Source organism: Nitratireductor sp. WH36-1, assembly GCF_058725515.1.
Map to the genome: position 1 here is coordinate 1905573 of NZ_CM178970.1, position 21383 is coordinate 1926955.

Genomic DNA, 21383 nt, shown 5'->3' on the forward strand with positions numbered 1-21383 from the left:
GCGCGGCATCGCGCATCCCGTTTTGAGGTACGATGATGGAAGAATTCCATAAGATCCGCCGGCTTCCGCCTTATGTTTTCGAACAGGTAAACCGCCTGAAAGCCAGCGCGCGAGCGCGCGGCGCGGACATCATCGATCTCGGAATGGGCAATCCCGACCTGCCGACGCCGCAGGCCATTGTCGACAAGCTGTGCGACGTGGTGCGCGATCCGCGCACGCATCGCTATTCGTCTTCGCGGGGCATTCCGGGATTGCGCCGTGCGCAGGCGGCTTATTATGAGCGCCGCTTTGGTGTGAAGCTTGATCCCGAGACCCAGGTTGTCGCGACGCTTGGCTCCAAGGAAGGCTTTGCCAACATGGCCCAGGCGATCACCGCGCCGGGCGATGTGGTTCTTTGCCCGAACCCGACCTATCCGATCCATACATTCGGCTTCATCATGTCGGGCGGCGTCGTGCGCGCCATTCCCGCCGAGCCGGATGAGAATTTCATTCCCGCGCTTGAACGCGCGGTGCGCTATTCGACGCCAAAGCCGCTGGCGCTGATCCTCAACTATCCGTCAAATCCGACGGCCTGTATGGCGTCGCTCGATTTCTACAGGGACGTCGTTGCGTTCGCCCGCAAGAATGACCTCATCATTTTGTCGGATCTCGCCTATTCGGAAATCTATTTCGACGGCAACCCGCCGCCCTCCGTTCTCGAGGTTCCGGGCGCAATGGATGTGACGGTGGAGTTCACCTCCATGTCGAAGACCTTCTCCATGCCCGGCTGGCGCATGGGGTTTGCGGTCGGCAATGAGCGTCTGATCGCGGCGCTCTCGCGGGTGAAATCCTATCTGGACTATGGCGCGTTCACGCCGATCCAGGTGGCCGCCGCCGCCGCGCTCAATTCCGATGGCTCCGAGATCGAAGAGGTACGCGAGGTCTATCACCGCCGCCGCGATGTGCTCGTCGAGTCCTTTGGTCGCGCAGGCTGGGAGGTTCCGCCTCCGCCGGCCACCATGTTTGCCTGGGTGCCGATCCCCGAAGCCTATCGCGCGCTTGGCTCGCTTGAGTTTTCCAAGCTGCTGGTCGAGAAGGCGGAGGTGGCGGTCGCGCCGGGCATCGGTTTCGGCGAGTTTGGTGATCAGCATGTGCGCATTGCACTGGTGGAGAACGAGCACCGGATTCGCCAGGCGGCGCGCAGCATCAAGCGCTTCCTTGCAACGGCGCCCGAAAACACCGACAACGTCATCCCGCTCGGCGCCCGTCGCTGAGTCCCACTTACAGACTGTTCAAGAAGGAGCACGCCGCATCATGTCCGAAGCGTTGCGTATTGGAATTGCGGGTTTGGGAACCGTAGGAGCTTCTGTCGTGCGCTGCATGACGGAGAAGGAAGCGGAACTGACCAGGCAATGCGGACGCATGATGACGCTCACGGCTGTCTCGGCGCGCGACCGAACCCGTGACCGTGGCGTCGATCTCGGCAATGCAAAGTGGTTCGATGATCCGGTGGAGCTCGCCCGTTCCTCTGATATCGACGTGTTCGTCGAACTGATCGGCGGCGACAGCGGCCCCGCCTATGACGCGGTGAAGGCAGCGCTTGAGGCCGGCCACCACGTTGTGACCGCCAACAAGGCGCTTCTGTCCAAACATGGCGTGGCGCTGGCGACGATTGCTGAGGAAAAGGGCGTTCTCCTCAACTATGAGGCGGCGGTCGCTGGCGGCATTCCGGTCATCAAGACCATGCGCGAAGCGCTGGCCGGTAATGATGTGAGCCGCGTGTTCGGCATCATGAACGGAACGGCCAACTACATTTTGACGCGGATGGAAGAAGAGGGGCTTTCCTTTGAGGACTGCCTCGCAGAGGCTCAGCGACTTGGTTATGCCGAAGCCGATCCGACCTTCGATATCGAGGGACACGACACGGCGCACAAGCTCTCGATCCTCACGAGCCTTGCCTTTGGCTGCCAGATCTCGGCTGACGACATCTACATGGAAGGCATTTCCAACATCAGCCAGGCCGATATTCGCGCCGCCAGCGAACTCGGCTACCGCATCAAGCTTCTGGGCGTCGCGCAGCGCACCGACAGCGGCATCGAGCAGCGCGTGCACCCGACCATGGTTCCCACGCAGTCCGTGATCGCTCAGGTGCACGGCGTGACCAACGCCGTGGCAATCGAGACCGATGTTCTGGGCGAGCTCCTGCTCTCCGGCCCCGGCGCCGGCGGCAATGCGACGGCCTCTGCCGTGATCGGCGACATGGCGGATATCGCCAAGAGCCGGCCCGGCTTCCAGCATGGCCCGGTCTTCGGGCGTCCGGCCGCGAAGCTGAAGCCTTACCAGCGTGCGCGCATGCGTGCGCATGAGGGCGGCTACTTCATCCGCATGACCGTGCATGACCGCGCCGGCGTGTTCGCAGCCATTGCCAAGCGTATGGCCGACAACGAGATTTCGCTGGAATCCATCGTTCAGCACGCCGATGGCGGTCTGCCGGAGGATCAGAAGAACGTGATTCTCGTGACCCATGAGACCACCGAGGAAGCCGTGCGCAAGGCGGTGGATGGTGTGATCGCGGACGGTCACATGGTCGACAAGCCCCAGGTTATCCGCATCGAGCGGGCGGCCTGACGCAGGTTTGGCGTCTGTCACATTTATTCAATCGATTCATGTTTTTGACGGGGCGGTGAGGGACTTGCCGTCCCGCGCCGTCTTTGTCACAAGAAGCCGGCCCGCTCATGGGGAGCGGAAGAACATCAGGATTTGAGTCAATGTTGAAAGCCTCGCAGGCGGGTCTCGACCGCATTCTCACGCTGGAACTCGTTCGTGTGACGGAGCGCGCGGCTGTGGCTGCTGCGCGGCTGCGCGGACGTGGTGACGAGAAGGCCGCCGATCAGGTGGCCGTCGACGCGATGCGCTCCGAACTCAACCGCCTGCCCATCCAGGGCACGGTGGTGATCGGCGAAGGCGAACGCGACGAAGCGCCGATGCTTTACATCGGTGAGGAAGTGGGCGTGGGCGAAGGCCCGGAAGTCGACATCGCGCTCGACCCGCTGGAAGGCACCACGATCTGCGCCAAGAACCTGCCGAACTCGCTGGCGGTGATCGCCATCGCAGAGCGCGGCAGCCTGCTTTATGCGCCCGACGTCTACATGGAAAAGATTGCCGTCGGCCCGGGCTATCCCGAGGGCGTTGTTGATCTCGATGCGCCAGCCGTGGAGAACATCGAAGCGCTGGCCAAGGCCAAGGGCGTTCCGGTCAATGAGATCACGGCCTGCATTCTCGATCGTCCGCGCCATGCGCGCCTGATCGAGGAAGTGCGCGGCACCGGCGCTGCAATTCGCCTGATCGGCGATGGCGACGTGGCCGGCGTGATCCACACGACCGACCCGGACGAAACCGGCATCGACATCTATCTGGGCATCGGTGGCGCGCCGGAAGGCGTGCTGGCGGCGGCTGCCCTGCGCTGCATCGGCGGCCAGATGCAGGGACGTCTGCAGCTCAACACCGAGGAAAAGGTGGCGCGCGCGGCCAAGATGGGCATTTCCGATCCCGCCAAGGTCTACCGCATGGACGAGATGGCCAAGGGCGACGTTCTGTTCGCTGCGACCGGCGTGACGGATGGCAACCTGCTTTCGGGCGTGAAGTTCGGCCGTGACCAGATCTCCACCCACACCATCGTCATGCGCTCTTCTTCGCAGACGGTGCGCGAGATCATCGCCCGCCACCAGGACCTGGACAAGTTTTAGAGCATCGGACCGAAGAGGGGGCGCTGGCTTTCGGGTCATTCCGATGCTCCGTTGATGGTTTGGAACATCCTTTGTGCGTCCGGAAGGGCGCACAAATATCCAAGTGGGTTACGGCCCGCTTGCCTTTGTTCAGCCGCTGTGAAACGTAGGCGGTAATGACTGGCGAAAAACGGTATTTCCTCGATGTCCGGCACTCCGCACGCGGTCTTGCGTGGGAGCATCGGCTTGACCTGCGCGGCGAGAACGCTGCGCTGGCCATGGCGCAGACCCATGGCATTCCCGAAATCGTGGCGCGGGTTCTGGCCGGCCGCGGGGTGGATATCGACGATGCAGAGCGCTTCCTCGATCCCACCATTCGCGATCTCTTGCCAGATCCGGCAACGCTGACCGACATGGACAAGGCTGCCGAGCGGCTCGCCCATGCGGTGCGGCGCGGCGAAAAGGTGGCGATCTTCGGCGATTACGACGTCGATGGCGCTGTTTCCTCGGCCATGATGAAGCGCTTTCTCGGGCATTACGGCATCGACGCCGAGATCTATATTCCCGACCGCGTTTTCGAGGGCTACGGCCCAAATCCCGACGCGATGCGCGACCTTGCGGGGCGTGCGAGCCTCATCGTCACCGTCGATTGCGGCGTCAACAGCGCCGCCGCCATCGCCGCCGCCAACGAGGCGGGCGCGGATGTGGTCGTGCTCGATCACCACCAGGTGGGCGGCGATCTGCCGGATGCGGTTGCTGTGGTGAACCCCAATCGCGAGGATGATCTTTCCGGCCAGGGGTTCCTGTGCGCTGCGGGCGTCGTGTTTCTGGCGCTTGTCCAGACCGCGAAGCATCTGCGTCAGGGCGGTGTCTCCAAGCCGCCGCCGAACCTGCTCGGCCTTCTTGATCTGGTGGCGCTGGGCACGGTCTGCGACGTGGTGCCGCTCGTTGGCGTCAACCGTGCTTTCGTGGTGAAAGGGCTTGTGGCCGCGCGCCAGATGAACACGCCGGGACTGGCTGCGCTGGCGCGGGTGTCGCGCATCGGCGAACCGCTCAACCCCTACCATCTGGGCTTCATGATCGGCCCGCGCATCAATGCGGGCGGGCGCATCGGCAATGCGGCGCTGGGCAGCAATCTGCTCGCCAGCGACGATCCGGCCGAGGCTGCCAAGATCGCCGAGACGCTCGACCGGTTGAACACCGAGCGGCAGGAAATGGAAACGGTGATGCTGGCCGAGGCGAAGGCGGAGGCCGATGCAGAACTGATTTCGGGCGAGGGGCCTGCGGTTCTGGTAACGGCAAGCGACCGCTGGCATCCGGGCATTGTCGGGCTGCTCGCCTCCCGTCTCAAGGATCACGCAAGGCGACCGACCTTCGCCATCGCCTTCGGTCCGAATGGCAAGGGCACCGGCTCCGGCCGCTCCATTCCCGGTTTCGATCTCGGCAAGATCGTGCGCGAGGCGGTGGCCGAGGGCATTCTGGTCAAGGGCGGCGGGCATGCGATGGCTGCCGGCATCACGGTTGAGCGCGAGAAGCTTGGGCCGTTGCGCGCCTTCTTCGAGGAGCGGGCGGCGAGTGCAGTAAAGCGGCTGCGCGACGCCGAGAGCCTCAAGATCGATGCAGCGCTTTCTGCCGATGGCGCGAACCTTGCGCTGCTCGATGCACTGGAGACGGCCGGGCCTTTCGGGTCAGGGCATTCGACGCCGGTTCTGGCGCTGCCGCGCCACCGTCTGGCGGATGCGCGTGTGGTGGGCAATGGCCATATCCGCGCAGAACTGCGCTCACAGACCGGCGCGCGCATGGAGGCGATTGCTTTCCGTGCGGCGGAAACGGATCTCGGCAATTTCCTGTTTGGCAATCGCGGTGCGACCATTCACGTGGCGGGCACGCTGGCGGCCAATCACTGGAATGGAAACAAGCGCATCCAGTTGCGGCTCCAGGATGCGGCCAGCGCCTGAGGGCTGCGCCTATCCGAGGACCGTGAGCAGGCGTTCGAGTTCGGTAAGCCGGGCCTGCGTGGTTTCGTAACCGATGGTGATCGCCTCGTCAGCGCGGTGAAATTCCGTCAGGCCGATATGGCCGAGCTTGGGCTGAAGCGACAGGTCGGGCGGATCGCCGGCCATGCGCGCCCGTGAAATGCGATCCTGAATGATGTTGAACGCCTCGACCATGACGCCGGTGATGCCAAGACGCTGATCGCGCTGCTGCGGCCCCTTGTCGACCACCAGAGACGCAGTCTCGCCTTCCCCGCTTTCCTGCGGCATGTCGGCGGAATGCTTGATGACGGCGGCGCGGCCAAACAGGTCGTAATGCAGGTTCACCGCCATGACCAGAGGCTGCTCATAGGCGCGGCAGGCGGAAACGGGAACCGGATTGACCAGCGCGCCGTCCACCAGAACGCGGCCATTGCAGGTGACGGGTTCGAAAACGCCGGGCAGCGCATAGGACGCACGCATGGCGGTGATCAGCGAGCCTTTCGACAGCCAGATTTCATGACCGGTGCGGATTTCCGCCGCCACACAGACGAAGGGTTTGGCGAGGTCATCGAAGGTGACGTCCTGCAGGTGCTCCTGCATGCGGGCCGTCAGCTTCATGCCGCCGAACAGGCCGCTGCCGCCAAAATTGATGTCGAGCAGGCCGAAGATGCGGCGTTTGGTGAGGGACCGTGCGAATTCTTCCAGCTCATCAAGCTTGCCGGCCAGATAGCAGCCGCCGACCAGTGCGCCGATGGAGGTTCCGGCAATCATGCCGACGGGGATCTGGGCTTCATCAAGGGCGCGGAGGACGCCGATATGCGCCCAGCCGCGGGCCGCGCCGCCGCCAAGAGCCAGGGCAATGCCGCCTTTTTCAGGCGCGGGCGCTGGATCAAGCGGGGGCGGTTCCGGCGAAATCACGTCGATTTCCCGGTTTTCCTGTTTCCTGCGTAGAGATGCCCAATCGAGCATGTTCATCTCCTCGTCCCCGGAAGCATCATGCCCGAGGACTGTATCGAATTGGTGAATATGCGTCGCTGTGGCGAACCGAATGGTTCAACGCTGCCTCACCGAGGAACGCGGCTACTACCCCTTCCCAGTAGATGGGCGCTCCCGAGGAGAAAGTCTACGCTTCGGGCGTTCAAGAAATCGAGACCGACTTTCGGTCAAGCATGTCCGTCTTTGTCGTCCAAAGGCTTCATGCCGAGGTCGACCAGAACCGGTTTGCCGTCGCGAATGCTCACATTGCGGTAGAAGCAGGTGCGGCGACCGGTGTGGCAGGTTGCGCCATCGCCGGCGACGCGTACGCTCAGATGCACCGCATCCTGATCGCAGTCGGTGGCGATGGAGACGATGTGCTGGACATTGCCGGAGGTCTCGCCCTTCTTCCACAATTTGCCGCGCGAGCGCGACCAGTAGTGGGCGATGCCGGTTTCAAGGGTCATGGCGAGAGACGTGGCGTTCATGTGCGCCACCATCAGAAGTGCATTGGTGTCGGCGTCCGTCACCACGGCCGTGATGAGGCCATTGGCATCGAAGCGCGGAGAAAAAGCCGCGCCCTCTTCGAGCGCGGCCTTGTCGGATGGGGCAGGGGGAAACGTGAGTGTGGTCATCAGCCGTGTTTGTCGCGCAGCATGGTCATGAAGCGCGCCTGTTCCTGAAGGTCTTCGCGATAGGCGCCGGTGAAGGTCGTCGTCAGCGTGACCGAACCCTGTTTGCGGATGCCGCGCATGGCCATGCACATGTGCTCGGCTTCCACGAGAACGGCAACGCCGCGCGGCTTCAGGACGTCCTGAATCACATGGGCGATCTGCGCCGTCATGGCCTCCTGCGTCTGCAGGCGGCGGGCGAAGATGTCGACCACGCGGGCGATCTTGGATAATCCGACCACCTTGCCGTCCGGCAGATAGGCGACATGCGCCTTGCCGATGATCGGCACCATGTGGTGTTCGCAATGGGAATGGAACGAGATGTCCTTGATGAGGACCATGTCGTTATAGCCCTGCACCTCCTCGAAGGTGCGGCCGAGTTCTTCGGCGGGACACTGGTCGTAGCCGGAGAACATTTCGCGATATGCCTTGGCGACGCGCTTGGGCGTCTCGATCAGGCCCTCACGGTTGATGTCGTCGCCTGTCCAGCGCAGCAGCGTGCGAACGGCGTTTTCGACCTCTTCCTGAGAGGGGCGATCAGTAACTGCTTTGTCCATATAGGAATTCTTCTCCGCAGTGGCTTCACCCTTATCGGCATGAGGCGGAAAGTTCTTGATAATGGCGTCCATAGAAGGCGTCTCCCGTAGTTCCTGTCTCAGCAGGAACGAGTTGAACGGTTCACGGCCTTATCCAGCGGGTATTGGAGAAAAATTCTCAGCCCGGCCCGACAGTGGCGTGCGCGAAACTGGAACCCGCAGCGGCATCATGCCTTGTCGCGGGCCCATAGCGATCATTATATAAGTGCCTTGAAGCAGAAGGAAAGATGCCGAAACGACTTTGATTTGTTTCGGCTGCGGCAGAGCGGGAAAACCATGCTGGACGATGTCTATAACGCGAAAATTCTTGGCTTTGCCGGCAATATTCAGCGGGTTGGACGGCTGGATAATCCCGACGCCACGGCAAAGGCGCACTCAAAGCTTTGCGGCTCCACTGTCATTGTCGATCTCAAGATGGATGGCGACACGGTCACAGACTTCGCGCATGAGGTGAAGGCCTGTGCGCTCGGTCAGGCATCGTCCTCGATCATGGCTGCGCATGTGGTGGGTGCGAAGGCTGATGAGCTGCGCCATGTGCGTGACGCGATGTACGCCATGCTCAAGGAAGAAGGCCCGCCGCCGGCAGGCCGCTTCGAGGATCTGAAATATCTGGAGCCGGTGCGCGGCTACAAGGCGCGCCATGCTTCAACGCTTCTCACCTTCGATGCGGTGGTGGATGCCATCGACCAGATCGAAAAGGCGCGCGCTGGCGCTGCCGCCTGATCATGGCTCAACCCATTCGCAGCCGCAACTGGCAGGGGCCCTGGCCGAAGACGCCCGGTCGCCTGTTCGGAACGGCTTTCGTGCGGCTCTACCAGCTCACCCTGTCGGGCTTCATCGGCAATTCCTGCCGGCATTTCCCAACCTGCTCGGAATACACCTATGAGGCGATTGCCCGGCATGGGCTGTGGTCGGGCGGCTGGATGGGACTTTTCCGCGTGGTGCGGTGCGGGCCGGGCGGCACGCATGGGATCGATCCGGTGCCCGATGTGCTGGAACAAGACCTGAAATGGTGGACGCCGTGGCGCTTCTGGCGGGTGGCGCGGCAGAAGAAAGTGCATTGACGGCTCGACGCCGAAGCATCGCGCCTGCATGACCGCGACACTACTGCCGCCGGTTTGCCCTTTACCTTCGCTGGCGAAATGCTTATTTCGGGCCCGCAAACCCAGAATGCCCAAACCACCCGCGCTCGTTGGCGGGACTGGATAAGGAGAAGACTTATGGCCGAGGCCGTTTCCCTGAAATTTCCCGATGGCTCCGTTCGCGAGTATGACGCGGCGACGACCGGCGCTGACATTGCAGCCGGCATCTCCAAGTCGCTCGCCAAGAAGTCCGTCGCCTATGCGCTCGATGGCACGGTGCGCGATCTGTCGGAGCCTGTCGGCACGTCCGGCGATATCGAGATCGTCACCCGTGACGACCCGCGCGCGCTGGAGCTGATCCGTCACGATGCCGCGCATGTGCTTGCCGAAGCCGTGCAGGAACTGTGGCCCGGCACCCAGGTCACCATTGGCCCGGTGATCGAGAACGGCTTCTATTACGACTTCGCCCGCAATGAGCCCTTCACGCCCGAAGACCTGCCGGTCATCGAGAAGAAGATGGCGGAGATCATTGCGCGCAACAAGCCTTTCACCAGGGAAGTCTGGTCGCGCGACAAGGCCAAGGAAGTGTTCGCCGAAAAGGGCGAGAGCTACAAGGTCGAGCTGATCGACGCGATCCCTGAGGATCAGGACGTCAAGATCTACGCGCAGGGCGACTGGTTCGACCTCTGCCGTGGACCGCACATGGCTTCCACCGGTCAGATTGGCAAGGCTTTCAAGCTGATGAAGGTGGCCGGCGCCTATTGGCGCGGCGATTCCAACAATCCGATGCTGACCCGCATCTACGGCACGGCCTGGCACACGCAGGAAGAGCTCGACCAGTATCTCCACATGCTGGAAGAGGCCGAGAAGCGCGACCACCGTCGCCTTGGCCGCGAGATGGACCTGTTCCATTTCCAGGAAGAGGGCCCGGGCGTCGTGTTCTGGCACTCCAAGGGCTGGCGCATGTTCCAGAACCTTGTGAGCTACATGCGTCGCAGGCTCGCAACCGATGGCTATGATGAGGTCAACGCTCCGCAGGTGCTCGACAAGAGCCTGTGGGAGACCTCCGGTCACTGGGGCTGGTACAAGGAGAACATGTTCAAGGTCGAGTGCGCGGACGACGAGGCGGAAGACACCCGCACCTTCGCGCTGAAGCCGATGAACTGTCCCGGTCACGTGCAGATCTTCAAGCATGGCCTGAAGTCCTACCGCGACCTGCCGATCCGGATGGCCGAGTTCGGCAATGTGCATCGCTACGAGCCTTCGGGCGCGCTGCACGGCCTGATGCGTGTGCGCGGCTTCACGCAGGACGACGCGCACATCTTCTGCACGGAAGACCAGCTTGCGACTGAATGCCTGAAGATCAACGACCTGATCCTCTCCACCTATGCCGATTTCGGCTTCAAGGAGATCACGGTCTTCTTCTCCACGCGGCCTGAAAAGCGCGTCGGATCGGATGCGCTGTGGGATCACGCCGAGGAGATCATGACTGGCGTTCTCGAGAAGATCGCCGCCTCGGACAGCCGCATCAAGACGGCGATCAATCCGGGCGATGGCGCGTTCTACGGGCCGAAGTTCGACTATGTTCTGAAGGACGCCATCGGCCGCGAATGGCAGTGCGGCACGACGCAGATCGACTTCAACCTGCCGGAGCGTTTCGGTGCGTTCTACATCGATCAGGATTCGGAGAAGAAGCAGCCGGTCATGGTGCACCGGGCGATCTGCGGCTCGATGGAGCGTTTCCTCGGCATTCTGATCGAGAACTTTGCCGGTCACTTCCCGCTCTGGTTCGCACCGGTGCAGGTGGTGGTGGCGACGATCACGTCCGATGCCGACGAATATGCACTGAAAGTGACGGAGACGCTGAAGGAGGCCGGACTTCTGGCCGAGGTGGATCTGCGCAACGAGAAGATCAACTACAAGGTCCGCGAGCACTCGCTGGCCAAGGTTCCGGTGATCCTCGTCTGCGGCAAGCGCGAAGCGGAAGAAGGCACGGTGAACATTCGCCGGCTGGGCAGCCGCGATCAGGCGTCCATGTCGCTGGCCGATGTGACCGCCATGCTGGTCGAAGAGGCAACGCCGCCGGACCTGAAGCGCAAGGCCGCAAAGGCCTGAGCTGTAAGGCGCTCAAAACGAAGAAAGCCCCGCTGGATGCAGCGGGGCTTTTTCATTTCTGCGATGTGTTCCGGTTTTCAGTCGGGAAACTGATTGCGCGTGTCGAGCAGATCGGTCGGCAGCAGTTCCACATCCTGATTGCGGCCGGGCACGACCGAAAAATCGCGCTGGTAGATGCGGTCGCGGTTCTTGGCGACAATCGTGTAATTGCCCTCGGCGAGAACCATGGAGGCGTAGGCGCTGACCGTTTCATAGACGATTTCGCCCGTGTCGGTCAGAACCGACCAGGCGGTATCGGCAATGGCTTCGCCGCCGCGTTCGCGCACAAGCTTCATGGTAAGGTCGGCGGCGCGGTGCTCCACCGTCGCTTCCGTCAGCTTGCCGGCTTCCACGCGGATGTCGGAGCGGATCGCTGCGTTGATGTCTCCGTAATTGGAGACCACGTGATAGGTGCCGGAATTGAGCCGGACGATGCTGCCGGGCTCGACCTTGGGCAGGATCAGCGCACCGTCGCCGATATTGTCTTCCGTCGCCTCATAGATGGCAAAGCGCAGCTGGTTCTGCGGAATGCGCACGCCGCCGGGCAGGATCGCGTTGAGCTTGAGACCGCCGGCATCGAGGAACAGGTCTTCGCGCATGGGCTCGCGGCTGACCGTGATGCGCTTTGTCACGCCTGCGCGTCCATAGGCGGCATGGACGAGATAGCTGCCGGGGGCGAGTTCGAAGACGCTGTTGCCGCCGCGCGCGGTTGCGACGAGCGGCAGTTTGTCATCGGGGCCGGGCTGCGTGCCGAAAATACGCCAGACGAGACCGTTCGGGATTTCGTCGCCGCCTTCGTTCAGATGCGCGACCAGTGTGACCTCGCCGGTGTCGGCAATGGCGAGCGCATCATCCACGGAGGCGGGGGCATAATTGTTGAGGCCGGGCAGGCGCAGGCCGTCGACGGCTTTCGCCGCATCCTCCTGCGCCATGACGTTCGACGCCTGAAAGGACAGCGTGCACAGGGCGAGAAGAGACAGAGTCGTTTTAAGTGAACCGCGCATAGCTGACATGAAGCCCAAGGCGGTGGCAATTTCAAGGCGATTATGCGATCTGGGTCCAGCGAAAAGCCAGCTCTCGCCAGCCAGACAGCCTGTTTCAGGCAATGCAGATCCCACAGGAGACAGACAGTGCATCCATCCGTGCTTGATTTCATGCTCGCGCGCCGCTCCACGCCGGTGAAAGACCTCGCGGAACCCGCTCCTTCCGATAAGGAAATCGAGACCATTCTGACCGCGGCTTCGCGTGTGCCCGATCACGGGCGTCTGACGCCCTGGCGCTTCATTCTCTACCGTGGCGATGCGCGCGTCGAGATTGGCGAAGCGCTGGCAAAGCGCGCCGTCGAGCGCGAGGGCGAGCTGCCGGAAACGCGTCTGGAGCAGGAGCGCAACCGCTTTTCCCGCGCGCCGCTGGTGATCGGTGTGGTCTGCGTGCCCAGGGAAAGCCCGACCATTCCCGAATGGGAGATGTTCCTGTCCGGCGGCATGGCGGCCATGAACCTGATGATTACCGCCAACGCGCTCGGCTACGGCACCAATCTCATCACCAATTGGTATTCCGACGATGCGGAAGGCCGCCGCATTCTGGGGCTGGCGCCGCAGGAACGCGTGGTCGGCTTCGTTCATATCGGTTCCTATGATGTGGAACTGGTTGAGCGGCCGCGCCCTGCGCTGGACGCCATCGTTTCCGATTACTCCGGCCCGTGGGAAGCGTGATGTTTTTTGAACCCTCCAAGGGACACGGCCTGCCGCATGATCCGTTCAAGGCGATCGTCTCGCCGCGTCCGATCGGCTGGATTTCGACCCTGTCGAAGGATGGAACGGCAAACCTTGCGCCTTACTCCTTCTTCAATGCGATCTCGTCCAATCCGCATCTGGTGTTTTTCTCCTCGGAAGGGGCGAAGGACAGCGCCACCCATGCGGAAGAGACCGGCGAGTTCGTCGTCAATCTTGCAAGCCATGATCTGGCCGAGCAGCTGAATGCGAGCGCGGTCGATGCGCCGCGCGGTGTCAGCGAGTTTGCCTTTGCCGGGCTCACGGAAGCGCCGTCGACGCTGGTTGCGCCGCCGCGCGTGGCGGAATGCCACGCCGCTCTGGAATGCAAGGTGACCGAAGTGCGTCGCCCGCTCGGCCTTGATGGCGCGTGGGCCGGCGTCATTGTCGTCACCGGTGAGGTGGTCGGCGTTCACATCAGCGATGCCGTTCTGAAGGACGGCATGTTCGATGCCGTTGCTGCCGGCAATCTCGTGCGTCTTGGATATCGTGACTATTCGGCTGTGACCGAGGTCTTCCAGATGACGCGCCCCCAGTGGAAGGGCGACTGACGCGCCAGGGCAATCGGAGTAGCCCGGTTTTCGGGTTAATCCGATGCTTCTCCCCACTCTAGTCTGACGACGCGTCGGCTGCGCGTGCAAGCACGCGTTCGGCAAGCGCCAGGTGCGGGCGGTCATACATCCGCCCGCCAATATTGACCACGCCGGCGTTTCCGGCGGCAGAGAAGGCCTCCACCACGGCGCGGGCCTTCTCCACCTCCCCGGCGGAGGGGGTGAAGGTGGCGTTGATCGGTGCGACCTGCGCCGGGTGGATGGCCATCTTGGCGACGAAGCCATCGCGCGCCGCCAATTGGCAATCCCTAGCAAAAGCCTCTGTATCCGAGAAGTTCGGGAATACCGTGTCGATGGCCGGAACGCCTGCCGCCGCAGCCGCCAGCAGCGTCATGCTGCGGGCGAGCTGAAAGAGCGGCGTATAGCTTCCGTCTTCATGGCGCGCGGCGAGCGCGCCGATATGGGCCGACAGGTCTTCCGCGCCCCAGGTCAGCCCGGCCAACCGGTCGCTCGAACCCCGGTAGCTGGCGGCGTTGAGGACACCCAGCGCCGTTTCCGTGATGATCGGCAGGATGCGTGTGCTTCCGTCTTCAATGCCGTTTTCTGCTTCGTGCACGCGCAATGCGGCAGCAAGGCGCGCCACATCTGCGCCACTCTCGGCCTTGGGCAGCATCACGCCATCGGGACCCGCCTGCATGACGCCGGCGAGGTCGTCTTCCGTCAGGCCGCTCGACAGATCGTTGACCCGTACATAGAGCTGCGCGCCCGTACGGCCGCGCGCGTCCTCCAGGAAAGCGGTGGTGATGCGCCGGCCTTCGGCCTTGCGGTCGGGGCTGACCGAATCTTCCAGATCGATGATCAGCACATCGCTTGCGGAACCGAGCGCCTTTTCAAGCTTGCGCTCGGAATCCCCGGGCACGAATAGAAGCGAACGCATGATCAGGCGTCTTTCTTCTTGAGGATCATGGCCTGACGCAGGCAGCGCGCCACCAGCCAGTCATTCTGATTGTAGGCGCGGTGCTCGAACTCGACGATGCCGCGGTCGGGCTTGGATTTGGATTCGCGCACCGATTTGACCTCCGTTTCAACCCGGATCGTGTCCCCGTGGAAGACCGGGTGAGGGAAGCCCGTCTCCGTCATGCCCAGATTGGCGACCGTCGTGCCAAGCGTCGTATCGTGAACGGAAATGCCGATCATCAGCCCCAGCGTGAAGAGCGAGTTGACGAGCGGCTTGCCCCATTCGGTCTTCTCGGCAAAGGCGAAATCGATGTGGAGCGGCTGGGGGTTCAGCGTCATGGTCGAAAACAGCATGTTGTCGCTTTCGGTCACGCTCTTGCGCAGCGTGTGCTGGAACACCTGTCCCGGCTGGAATTCCTCTAGATAAAGACCGGCCATCGTGTCCTCCGCATCCCGTTTGACCAATGTATCCTCTCTTTCTTGATAGGCGGGCTGCCGGCCCCTCGCAAGCGGGCACTTATGGTAAACGTTTCCTATACGAATTCGCGCTAGGGTCATTCCAGACAGGGCGGGAGCGTGACTTCAGTGCAAGTGGTTCAGCATTTTCTTAAATGGATGGAGACTGCCAGAGTGGTTGACAGAGCAGGGGCTGCCACAGCTCTCGCCAGAGCCTATCTCGACCGGGAACTGCCGTTTGAGGACCGCTACGCGGCCGAGGCCGCGCTGACGGCGCTGCTCGACGATCCCTCATCCAAGGTGCGCGCCGCACTGGCCGAAGCGCTCTCCATGAGCCGGCATGCGCCCATGCAGGTGATCGCCGCTCTTGCCGCCGACCAGCCGGACGTGGCTGCGCCGATCCTGGCGCGCTCGCCGATGCTTTCCGATTCCGACCTTATCGACCGCGTGGGCGACGGCCGCGAAGGGACGCAGCGGCTTGTTGCACAGCGTCCGCAGCTCGCCATGGGGGTTTCGGCCGCCATTGCAGAGGTGGGGTCGCTCGAAGCCTGTCTGGCGATGGTCGACAATCCGAGCGCGGAGATCGCCGCAGTGAGCTTTCGCCGCATGATTGAGCGTCATGGCCATGAGCCGCGCATGCGCGTGGCGCTGGCGGCCGATCAGCGTCTTCCTTCCGATTGCCGGCACACGCTTCTCGTGCAGCTTGGCGAAGCCCTGCGCGAAGCGCCGCTGGTTAAGGCGCTGGTGGGTGCGGCGCGGGCCGAGAAGCTGACGCGTGATGCATGCGTGCGCGCCTCGCTCACGCTGATCGAGACGATTGACCCGGATGAGCACGAAGCGCTGGTGGAGCATCTGCGCATGCGTGGTGATCTGACGGCAGGTTTCATCGTGCGCATGGTGGCGCATGGCAAGATCGATTTCTTCGGCCATGTGATGATGGCGCTCACCGGGCAGTCGCACACGCGCATTCGCGGCCTGCTCGTGAACGGACGCGATCTGGCCGTATCGGCGCTTTTGCAGAAGGCGGGGCTTGCAAAGCCGTTTCACCGCCCCCTGATCCGCGCGCTGTCGGTCTGGCGTGACGTGGCGCAGGGGCGGCGGGTGGCCGGTGCGCAGGAGGTTTCCTGGCTGATGATGGAGAGCATTGGCGCGACGCCCGGCCAGTCCGGTCCGGCAGCGGAATCTGCCGAGCTCGCTGGCCTGCTGCGCTCAATCCACCTCGATGCCCTGCGTGAGAACGCACGCCTTCAGGCGCAGGCGATCGCCGCCGCCTGACAGAAGGGCGTCCGCGTCGCCGGCATCAATGCCGGCTTTGCGCGTCAGATATCCAGTTCTTCAGCGAACTCGGCATTGTCCTGAATGAAGCGGAAGCGCGCTTCGGGCTTGGTGCCCATCAGGCTGTCGATGGCGCCCTTGGTGGCTTCCTGACCGTCGAGCACGGTGACGCGCAGCAGCGTGCGCTTGGCCGGGTCCATGGTCGTTTCCTTGAGCTGGCTCGCCATCATCTCGCCCAGACCCTTGAAGCGGCCGATATCGATCTTGCCGCGCCCCGTGAACTCCGTTTCCAGAAGCTCGTCCTTGTGGGCGTCGTCGCGCGCATACATGGTCTTGCCGCCCTGGCTGAGGCGGTAGAGCGGGGGAACAGCCATGTAGAGATGGCCATTCTCGATGAGCTGCGGCATCTCCTGATAGAAGAAGGTGATGAGCAGCGAGGCAATGTGCGCGCCGTCGACGTCGGCATCCGTCATGATGATGACGCGGTCGTAACGCAGATCGTCTTCACGGTATTTCGAGCGCGTGCCGCAGCCGAGCGCCTGTGTGATGTCGGAAATCTGCTGGTTGGCGGCGAGCTTGTTGGAGCCGGCGCTGGCGACGTTGAGGATCTTGCCGCGCAGCGGCAGGACGGCCTGACTGGCGCGGTTGCGCGCCTGCTTGGCGGAGCCGCCAGCCGAGTCGCCCTCGACGATGAAGATTTCAGCACCCGCTGCCGCGCCCATGGTGCAGTCGGCGAGCTTTCCGGGCAGGCGCAGCTTGCGCACGGCGCTCTTGCGGCTGACCTCGCGCTCCTGACGGCGGCGAAGGCGCTCATCGGCGCGCGCCACAACCCATTCGAGCAGTTTGGAGGCTTCCTGCGGGTTTTCTGCAAGCCAGTGGTCGAACGGATCGCGGATCGCGTTTTCGACAATGCGGGTGGCCGCAGCCGTCGCCAGCTTGTCCTTGGTCTGGCCAACGAACTCCGGTTCGCGCACGAACACGGAAAGCATGCCGGCTGCTGAGATCATCACGTCTTCGGAGGTGATGATGGACGCGCGCTTGTTGCCGGTCAGCTCCGCATAGCCGCGCAGGCCGCGCAGGAGCGCGTTGCGGAAACCGCTTTCGTGGGTTCCGCCCTCGGGCGTCGGCACGGTGTTACAATAGGAGTTGAGCATGGCGTCGCCGCCATACCAGGTGATCGCCCATTCCACGGCGCCATGACCGGTGGTCTTTTCGCTGCGGCCGGAGAAAATCTCCTTGGTGACCTGGAACTGCCCGTCGAGCGAAGCGGCCAGATAGTCCTTGAGACCACCGGGGAAGTGGAAGGTCGCCTTTTCGGGCGTCTCGTCCTTCTCGCCGATCAGGGAAGGGGCGCAAATCCAGCGGATTTCCACGCCGCCGAACAGATAGGCCTTGGAGCGGGCCATCTTGTAGAGCCGCGCGGGCTCGAACTTCGCGCCCTTGCCAAAGATTTCTTCGTCCGGCTTGAAGCGCACCTTGGTGCCGCGCCGGTTGTGCACGTCGCCGAGCTTCTCCAGTCCGCCCTGCGGCAGGCCGCGCGAAAAAGTCTGGCGGAAGAGCTGGCGATTGCGGGCAACCTCCACCTGAAGGAGTTCGGACAGGGCGTTGACCACGGACACGCCAACGCCGTGCAGGCCGCCGGAGGTCTCGTAGACCTTGGAATCGAACTTACCGCCGGCATGCAACGTCGTCATGATGACTTCGAGCGCCGACTTGTCCTTGAACTTGGGGTGCGGATCGACCGGAATGCCGCGACCGTTATCGGTGACGGAGAGATAGCCTTCCTCGTCGAGTTCCACTTCGATGAAGGTGGCGTGGCCGGCCACCGCCTCATCCATGGAGTTGTCGATAACTTCGGCGAACAGGTGGTGCAGCGCCTTGTCGTCGGTGCCGCCGATATACATGCCGGGACGGCGACGAACGGGCTCCAGACCTTCCAGAACCTCAATGTCGGCCGCACTGTAGCCGTCGCCCGACGGGGCGGGCGATGCAGATGGCGCGGGACGCGCAGCGGGCTTGCGCTGAGGCGCTGCCGGTTCGGGCGTTTTCGCACGTTCCACATTGGCAGGCGTCCCGGCGGCAGGCATTCCGGCGAAGAGGTCGTTGTTGTCGTCCATGAAGCGTGTTGTTTCCTGTCCGCGAATCAGCCCGCAGTTTGCCATGGTTTGCAAGGCAAAGCGAAGCCTGTTCCGGTTCCGTTCGGAGTGTGTGGACGACGCTTTACCAGAAAGCGAGGGCGCGCGCCAAGAGGTGCGCGGCAATTGAGGCGATCATCTCCCCAGCTTGGGGAGATGATCCGTTTCATAGAGGGCTGGATCGCCGTGCGTCCAGCCGGACGCACGGCGATCCAGTTTATGAATGGAGCATCGGAACAGCCCGAAAACCGGATTCCACTTTTCGGTCCGATGCTCTAGCTTGCCAGCGCTTCGATGGGCGGGCAGGCGCAGACCAGATTGCGGTCGCCACCCACATTGTCGACGCGCGAGACGGGCGGCCAGTATTTGGACGCTGCGTCGAGCGAACCTTCGGGGAAGGCGGCTTCGCTGCGGCTATAGGGATGCGTCCAGTCGTCACCCATCAGCTCCATCGCGGTGTGCGGCGCGTTGGCGAGCGGATTGTCATCCTTCGGCCATTCGCCCTTTTCCACCCGCGCAGCTTCTTCGGCGATGGAGATCATCGCCTGGCAGAAGCGGTCGACTTCGCTCTTCGGCTCCGACTCCGTCGGCTCCACCATCAGCGTGCCCGCAACGGGGAAGCTCATGGTCGGGGCGTGGAAGCCATAGTCGATGAGCCGCTTGGCGATGTCGTCGACGGTGATGCCGGCGCGATCCTTGAACACCCGCGTGTCGAGAATGCACTCATGCGCAACACGGTCGTTGCGGCCCTTGTAGAGCACCGGGTAGTGCTCCTTCAGGCTGTGGGCGATGTAATTGGCGTTGAGGATTGCCATTTCCGTCGCCCGCTTGAGGCCGTCGCCGCCCATCATGCGGATATACATCCATGTGATCGGCAGGATCGACGCGCTGCCATAGGGGGCTGCGGCCACCGCATGGCTGCTGCCGAGCGCCACATGTCCCGGCACGAACGGCTTCAGATGCGCCTTGACGCCGATCGGGCCAACGCCCGGTCCGCCGCCGCCATGGGGAATGCAGAAGGTCTTGTGCAGGTTCAGGTGGCAGACATCCGCTCCCAGATCGCCCGGACGGGCAAGTCCGACCATCGCGTTGAGATTGGCGCCGTCGAAATAGACCTGGCCGCCGTGTTCGTGGATCACCGCGCACATGTCGCGCACGCCTTCCTCGAACACGCCGTGGGTCGACGGGTAGGTCAGCATCAGCGCCGCCAGCTTGTCGGCGTGCTCTTCCGCCTTCGCCTTCAGGTCGTCCTGATCGATATTGCCATCTTCCGTGCAGCGCACGACCACCACCCGCATGCCGGCCATGGAGGCGGACGCCGGGTTGGTGCCATGGGCGGAGGAGGGGATGAGGCAGATATCGCGGTCACCTTCGCCGCGCTCGGCGTGATAGCGGCGGATGGCCAGGAGACCGGCATATTCGCCCTGGCTACCGGCATTGGGCTGCAGCGAAACTGCGTCGAAGCCGGTGATTTCCGAGAGCCAGCGGTCCAGATCGTCGATCATGCGACGATAACCCACCGTGTGCTCCGGTGGAGCGAAGGGGTGAAGGCCACCCACTTCCGGCCAGCTCACGGGCATCATCTCGGCAGCGGCGTTGAGCTTCATGGTGCAGGAGCCAAGCGGGATCATGGCGCGGTCGAGCGCAAGGTCCTTGTCGGCGAGCCTGCGCAGGAAGCGCATCATTTCCGTTTCCGAGCGGTGAGAGTGGAAATCCGGCTGCGTGAGGAAGCCTTCGCCGCGCGCTGCGGCCGGGGCAAGGCGCGGTGCGCTTTCCGGCACGGTGGCGCCGAACAGGGCTGCCAGTGCGGCCAGATCGTCTTCGGTCGTCGTCTCGTCGAAGGCGACGCTGACGCGGTCCGCGTCGAGAACGCGCACAAGCCGGCCCTCGGCCTCGGCTCCGGCCGCGATCTCCTGCGCCTTGCCGGGAACGGTGACGGTGACCGTGTCGAAGATGACATCGCCTGCAAGCGAAAGGCCGGCAGCCTTGAGGCCCGCATGGAAGCGGGCTGCGCGCTCATGCACCTGCTCGGCAATTGCAGCGAGCCCTTCCGGGCCATGCCAGATGGCAAAGGCTGCGGCCATGTTGGCAAGCAGCGCCTGCGCGGTGCAGATGTTGGAGGTCGCCTTGTCGCGGCGGATGTGCTGCTCGCGGGTCTGCAGCGCCAGACGGTAGCCCGGACGGCCATGCGCATCGACCGACTGGCCGACGAGACGGCCGGGCATGAGGCGCGTCAGCTTGTCCGATACGGCGCAATAGGCCGCGTGCGGACCGCCAAAGCCCATCGGAACGCCATAACGCTGCATCGAGCCAACGGCGATTTCCGCGCCCAGTGCTGCCGGCGTTTCGCTCAACAACAGGCCGAGCGGGTCGGCCACCATGATGACGATGGCGCCCTTGTCCTTTGCCTCGGCGATCAGCGCGCCGTGGTCGCCATGAACGCCATAGGTGTCGGTCCACGGAACGATGAGGGCGAAGGTGTTGTCGTCGATCGTGTCGCCATCGACCTCGATGCCCAGCGGCTCCGCGCGGGTGACCACCACGTCACGGGTCTGCGGGTGCAGTTCGCCGGCAATCGCCAGTTTGCTGCGCTTGGAGCGATGATGACGCCAGGCAATGCCCACGGCTTCGGCCACGGCCGAACCTTCGTCCAGCAGCGAGGCGGAGGCGACCGGCAGGCCGGTCAGTTCCGTCACCAGCGTCTGGAAGTGGAACAGAAGCTCAAGGCGGCCCTGGCTGATTTCCGACTGGTAGGGCGTGTAGGCCGTGTACCAGGCAGGGTTTTCAAACAGGTTGCGCTGGATGACCGGCGGAACCTTCACGCCGTGATAGCCGGCGCCGATGAAGCTCTTGAGCACCTTGTTCTGGCGCATGGCTGCGCCGAGCTCTTCGAGCGCCTCGGTCTCGCTGGCTGCCGGCGGCAGGTCGAGCGGACGGTCGAGGCGGATCGAATTCGGCACGGCCTGCGTGATCAGCGTCTCGAGCGACGGAACGCCGAGCGTGGCCAGCATGGCCTTGGTTTCTTCACCGCGCGGGCCGATATGGCGGGCGGCGAAAGGGAGTGTGTTGGTGGACATGG

At 63.3% G+C, this 21383-nt stretch carries 18 protein-coding genes; 10 read left to right on the top strand and 8 right to left on the bottom strand.

Annotation, left to right across the window (positions count from 1 at the left end):
* Nucleotides 1-32 precede the first annotated feature (32 nt).
* The 4 genes from AC4PTT_RS09000 (at nucleotide 33) to recJ (ending at nucleotide 5662) form a co-directional block, all read left to right on the top strand.
* On the top strand, nucleotides 33-1253 hold the full coding sequence (locus AC4PTT_RS09000) for an LL-diaminopimelate aminotransferase (protein ID WP_492162542.1): 1221 nt from the start codon (nucleotides 33-35) through the stop codon (nucleotides 1251-1253).
* 40 nt (nucleotides 1254-1293) lie between these two features.
* Nucleotides 1294-2607: a homoserine dehydrogenase gene (locus AC4PTT_RS09005; RefSeq protein ID WP_113155453.1), complete on the top strand. Its 1314-nt coding sequence runs from the start codon at nucleotides 1294-1296 to the stop codon at nucleotides 2605-2607.
* A gap of 140 nt (nucleotides 2608-2747) precedes the next feature.
* Nucleotides 2748-3725 (top strand): class II fructose-bisphosphatase, encoded by a 978-nt coding sequence (glpX, locus tag AC4PTT_RS09010; protein WP_113155452.1) that lies wholly within the window; start codon nucleotides 2748-2750, stop codon nucleotides 3723-3725.
* Between the two features lie 155 nt (nucleotides 3726-3880).
* Nucleotides 3881-5662: a single-stranded-DNA-specific exonuclease RecJ gene (gene recJ / locus AC4PTT_RS09015; protein WP_492162543.1), complete on the top strand. Its 1782-nt coding sequence runs from the start codon at nucleotides 3881-3883 to the stop codon at nucleotides 5660-5662.
* 9 nt (nucleotides 5663-5671) lie between these two features.
* On the opposite strand, the gene AC4PTT_RS09020 is transcribed toward recJ, so the two are convergent.
* From AC4PTT_RS09020 to folE, 3 genes are all read right to left on the bottom strand, one after another.
* On the bottom strand, nucleotides 5672-6655 hold the full coding sequence (locus AC4PTT_RS09020; RefSeq protein WP_492162544.1) for a patatin-like phospholipase family protein: 984 nt from the start codon (nucleotides 6653-6655) through the stop codon (nucleotides 5672-5674).
* A 188-nt stretch (nucleotides 6656-6843) separates the two neighbouring features.
* A complete protein-coding gene (gene hisI / locus AC4PTT_RS09025; RefSeq protein WP_113155450.1) occupies nucleotides 6844-7290 on the bottom strand; it encodes a phosphoribosyl-AMP cyclohydrolase in 447 nt (148 codons plus the stop codon).
* Complete coding sequence (gene folE / locus AC4PTT_RS09030) at nucleotides 7290-7955, bottom strand: GTP cyclohydrolase I FolE (protein WP_113155449.1); 666 nt, start codon at nucleotides 7953-7955, stop codon at nucleotides 7290-7292. The genes hisI and folE overlap by 1 nt, the downstream gene beginning before the upstream one ends.
* A gap of 243 nt (nucleotides 7956-8198) precedes the next feature.
* On the opposite strand from folE, the gene AC4PTT_RS09035 reads away from it, so the two are divergent.
* From AC4PTT_RS09035 to thrS, 3 genes are all read left to right on the top strand, one after another.
* Entirely contained in the window at nucleotides 8199-8645 is a 447-nt protein-coding gene (locus AC4PTT_RS09035) for an iron-sulfur cluster assembly scaffold protein (protein WP_113155448.1), read from the top strand.
* 2 nt (nucleotides 8646-8647) lie between these two features.
* Nucleotides 8648-8986, top strand: a complete 339-nt coding sequence (yidD, locus tag AC4PTT_RS09040) for a membrane protein insertion efficiency factor YidD (RefSeq protein ID WP_492162545.1) — start codon at nucleotides 8648-8650, stop codon at nucleotides 8984-8986.
* Between the two features lie 156 nt (nucleotides 8987-9142).
* Nucleotides 9143-11119, top strand: coding sequence for a threonine--tRNA ligase (thrS, locus tag AC4PTT_RS09045; RefSeq protein ID WP_492162546.1), 1977 nt, complete (start codon nucleotides 9143-9145; stop codon nucleotides 11117-11119).
* A gap of 77 nt (nucleotides 11120-11196) precedes the next feature.
* Here thrS and AC4PTT_RS09050 read toward each other — a convergent pair whose 3' ends face one another.
* A complete protein-coding gene (locus tag AC4PTT_RS09050) occupies nucleotides 11197-12090 on the bottom strand; it encodes an RgsD C-terminal domain-containing protein (protein WP_113155444.1) in 894 nt (297 codons plus the stop codon).
* Nucleotides 12091-12312: 222 nt separating this feature from the next.
* On the opposite strand from AC4PTT_RS09050, the gene AC4PTT_RS09055 reads away from it, so the two are divergent.
* Together AC4PTT_RS09055 and AC4PTT_RS09060 are read left to right on the top strand one after the other, a co-directional pair.
* Nucleotides 12313-12873 carry a nitroreductase family protein gene (locus tag AC4PTT_RS09055; protein WP_492162600.1) on the top strand — a complete coding sequence of 187 codons (561 nt, stop codon included), beginning with the start codon at nucleotides 12313-12315 and terminating at the stop codon, nucleotides 12871-12873.
* Nucleotides 12873-13481, top strand: coding sequence for a flavin reductase family protein (locus tag AC4PTT_RS09060; RefSeq protein ID WP_492162547.1), 609 nt, complete (start codon nucleotides 12873-12875; stop codon nucleotides 13479-13481). Before AC4PTT_RS09055 ends, AC4PTT_RS09060 begins: the two co-directional genes overlap by 1 nt.
* Before the next feature lie 58 nt (nucleotides 13482-13539).
* Here the strand turns inward: AC4PTT_RS09060 and AC4PTT_RS09065 are convergent, their stop codons facing one another.
* Both AC4PTT_RS09065 and AC4PTT_RS09070 read right to left on the bottom strand, forming a co-directional pair.
* Nucleotides 13540-14418: an HpcH/HpaI aldolase/citrate lyase family protein gene (locus AC4PTT_RS09065; RefSeq protein WP_492162548.1), complete on the bottom strand. Its 879-nt coding sequence runs from the start codon at nucleotides 14416-14418 to the stop codon at nucleotides 13540-13542.
* 2 nt (nucleotides 14419-14420) lie between these two features.
* Nucleotides 14421-14876 (bottom strand): MaoC family dehydratase, encoded by a 456-nt coding sequence (locus tag AC4PTT_RS09070; protein ID WP_492162549.1) that lies wholly within the window; start codon nucleotides 14874-14876, stop codon nucleotides 14421-14423.
* Between the two features lie 177 nt (nucleotides 14877-15053).
* Here AC4PTT_RS09070 and AC4PTT_RS09075 point away from each other — a divergent pair, with 177 nt between their 5' ends.
* A complete protein-coding gene (locus tag AC4PTT_RS09075; protein ID WP_206995042.1) occupies nucleotides 15054-16169 on the top strand; it encodes a DUF2336 domain-containing protein in 1116 nt (371 codons plus the stop codon).
* A 44-nt stretch (nucleotides 16170-16213) separates the two neighbouring features.
* Here AC4PTT_RS09075 and parE read toward each other — a convergent pair whose 3' ends face one another.
* The gene (gene parE, locus AC4PTT_RS09080; protein ID WP_206546342.1) at nucleotides 16214-18286 is read right to left on the bottom strand and encodes a DNA topoisomerase IV subunit B; all 2073 of its coding nucleotides are present in this window, start codon (nucleotides 18284-18286) and stop codon (nucleotides 16214-16216) included.
* 293 nt (nucleotides 18287-18579) lie between these two features.
* Nucleotides 18580-21381, bottom strand: a complete 2802-nt coding sequence (gcvP, locus tag AC4PTT_RS09085; protein ID WP_492162550.1) for an aminomethyl-transferring glycine dehydrogenase — start codon at nucleotides 21379-21381, stop codon at nucleotides 18580-18582.
* Nucleotides 21382-21383: the final 2 nt, after the last annotated feature.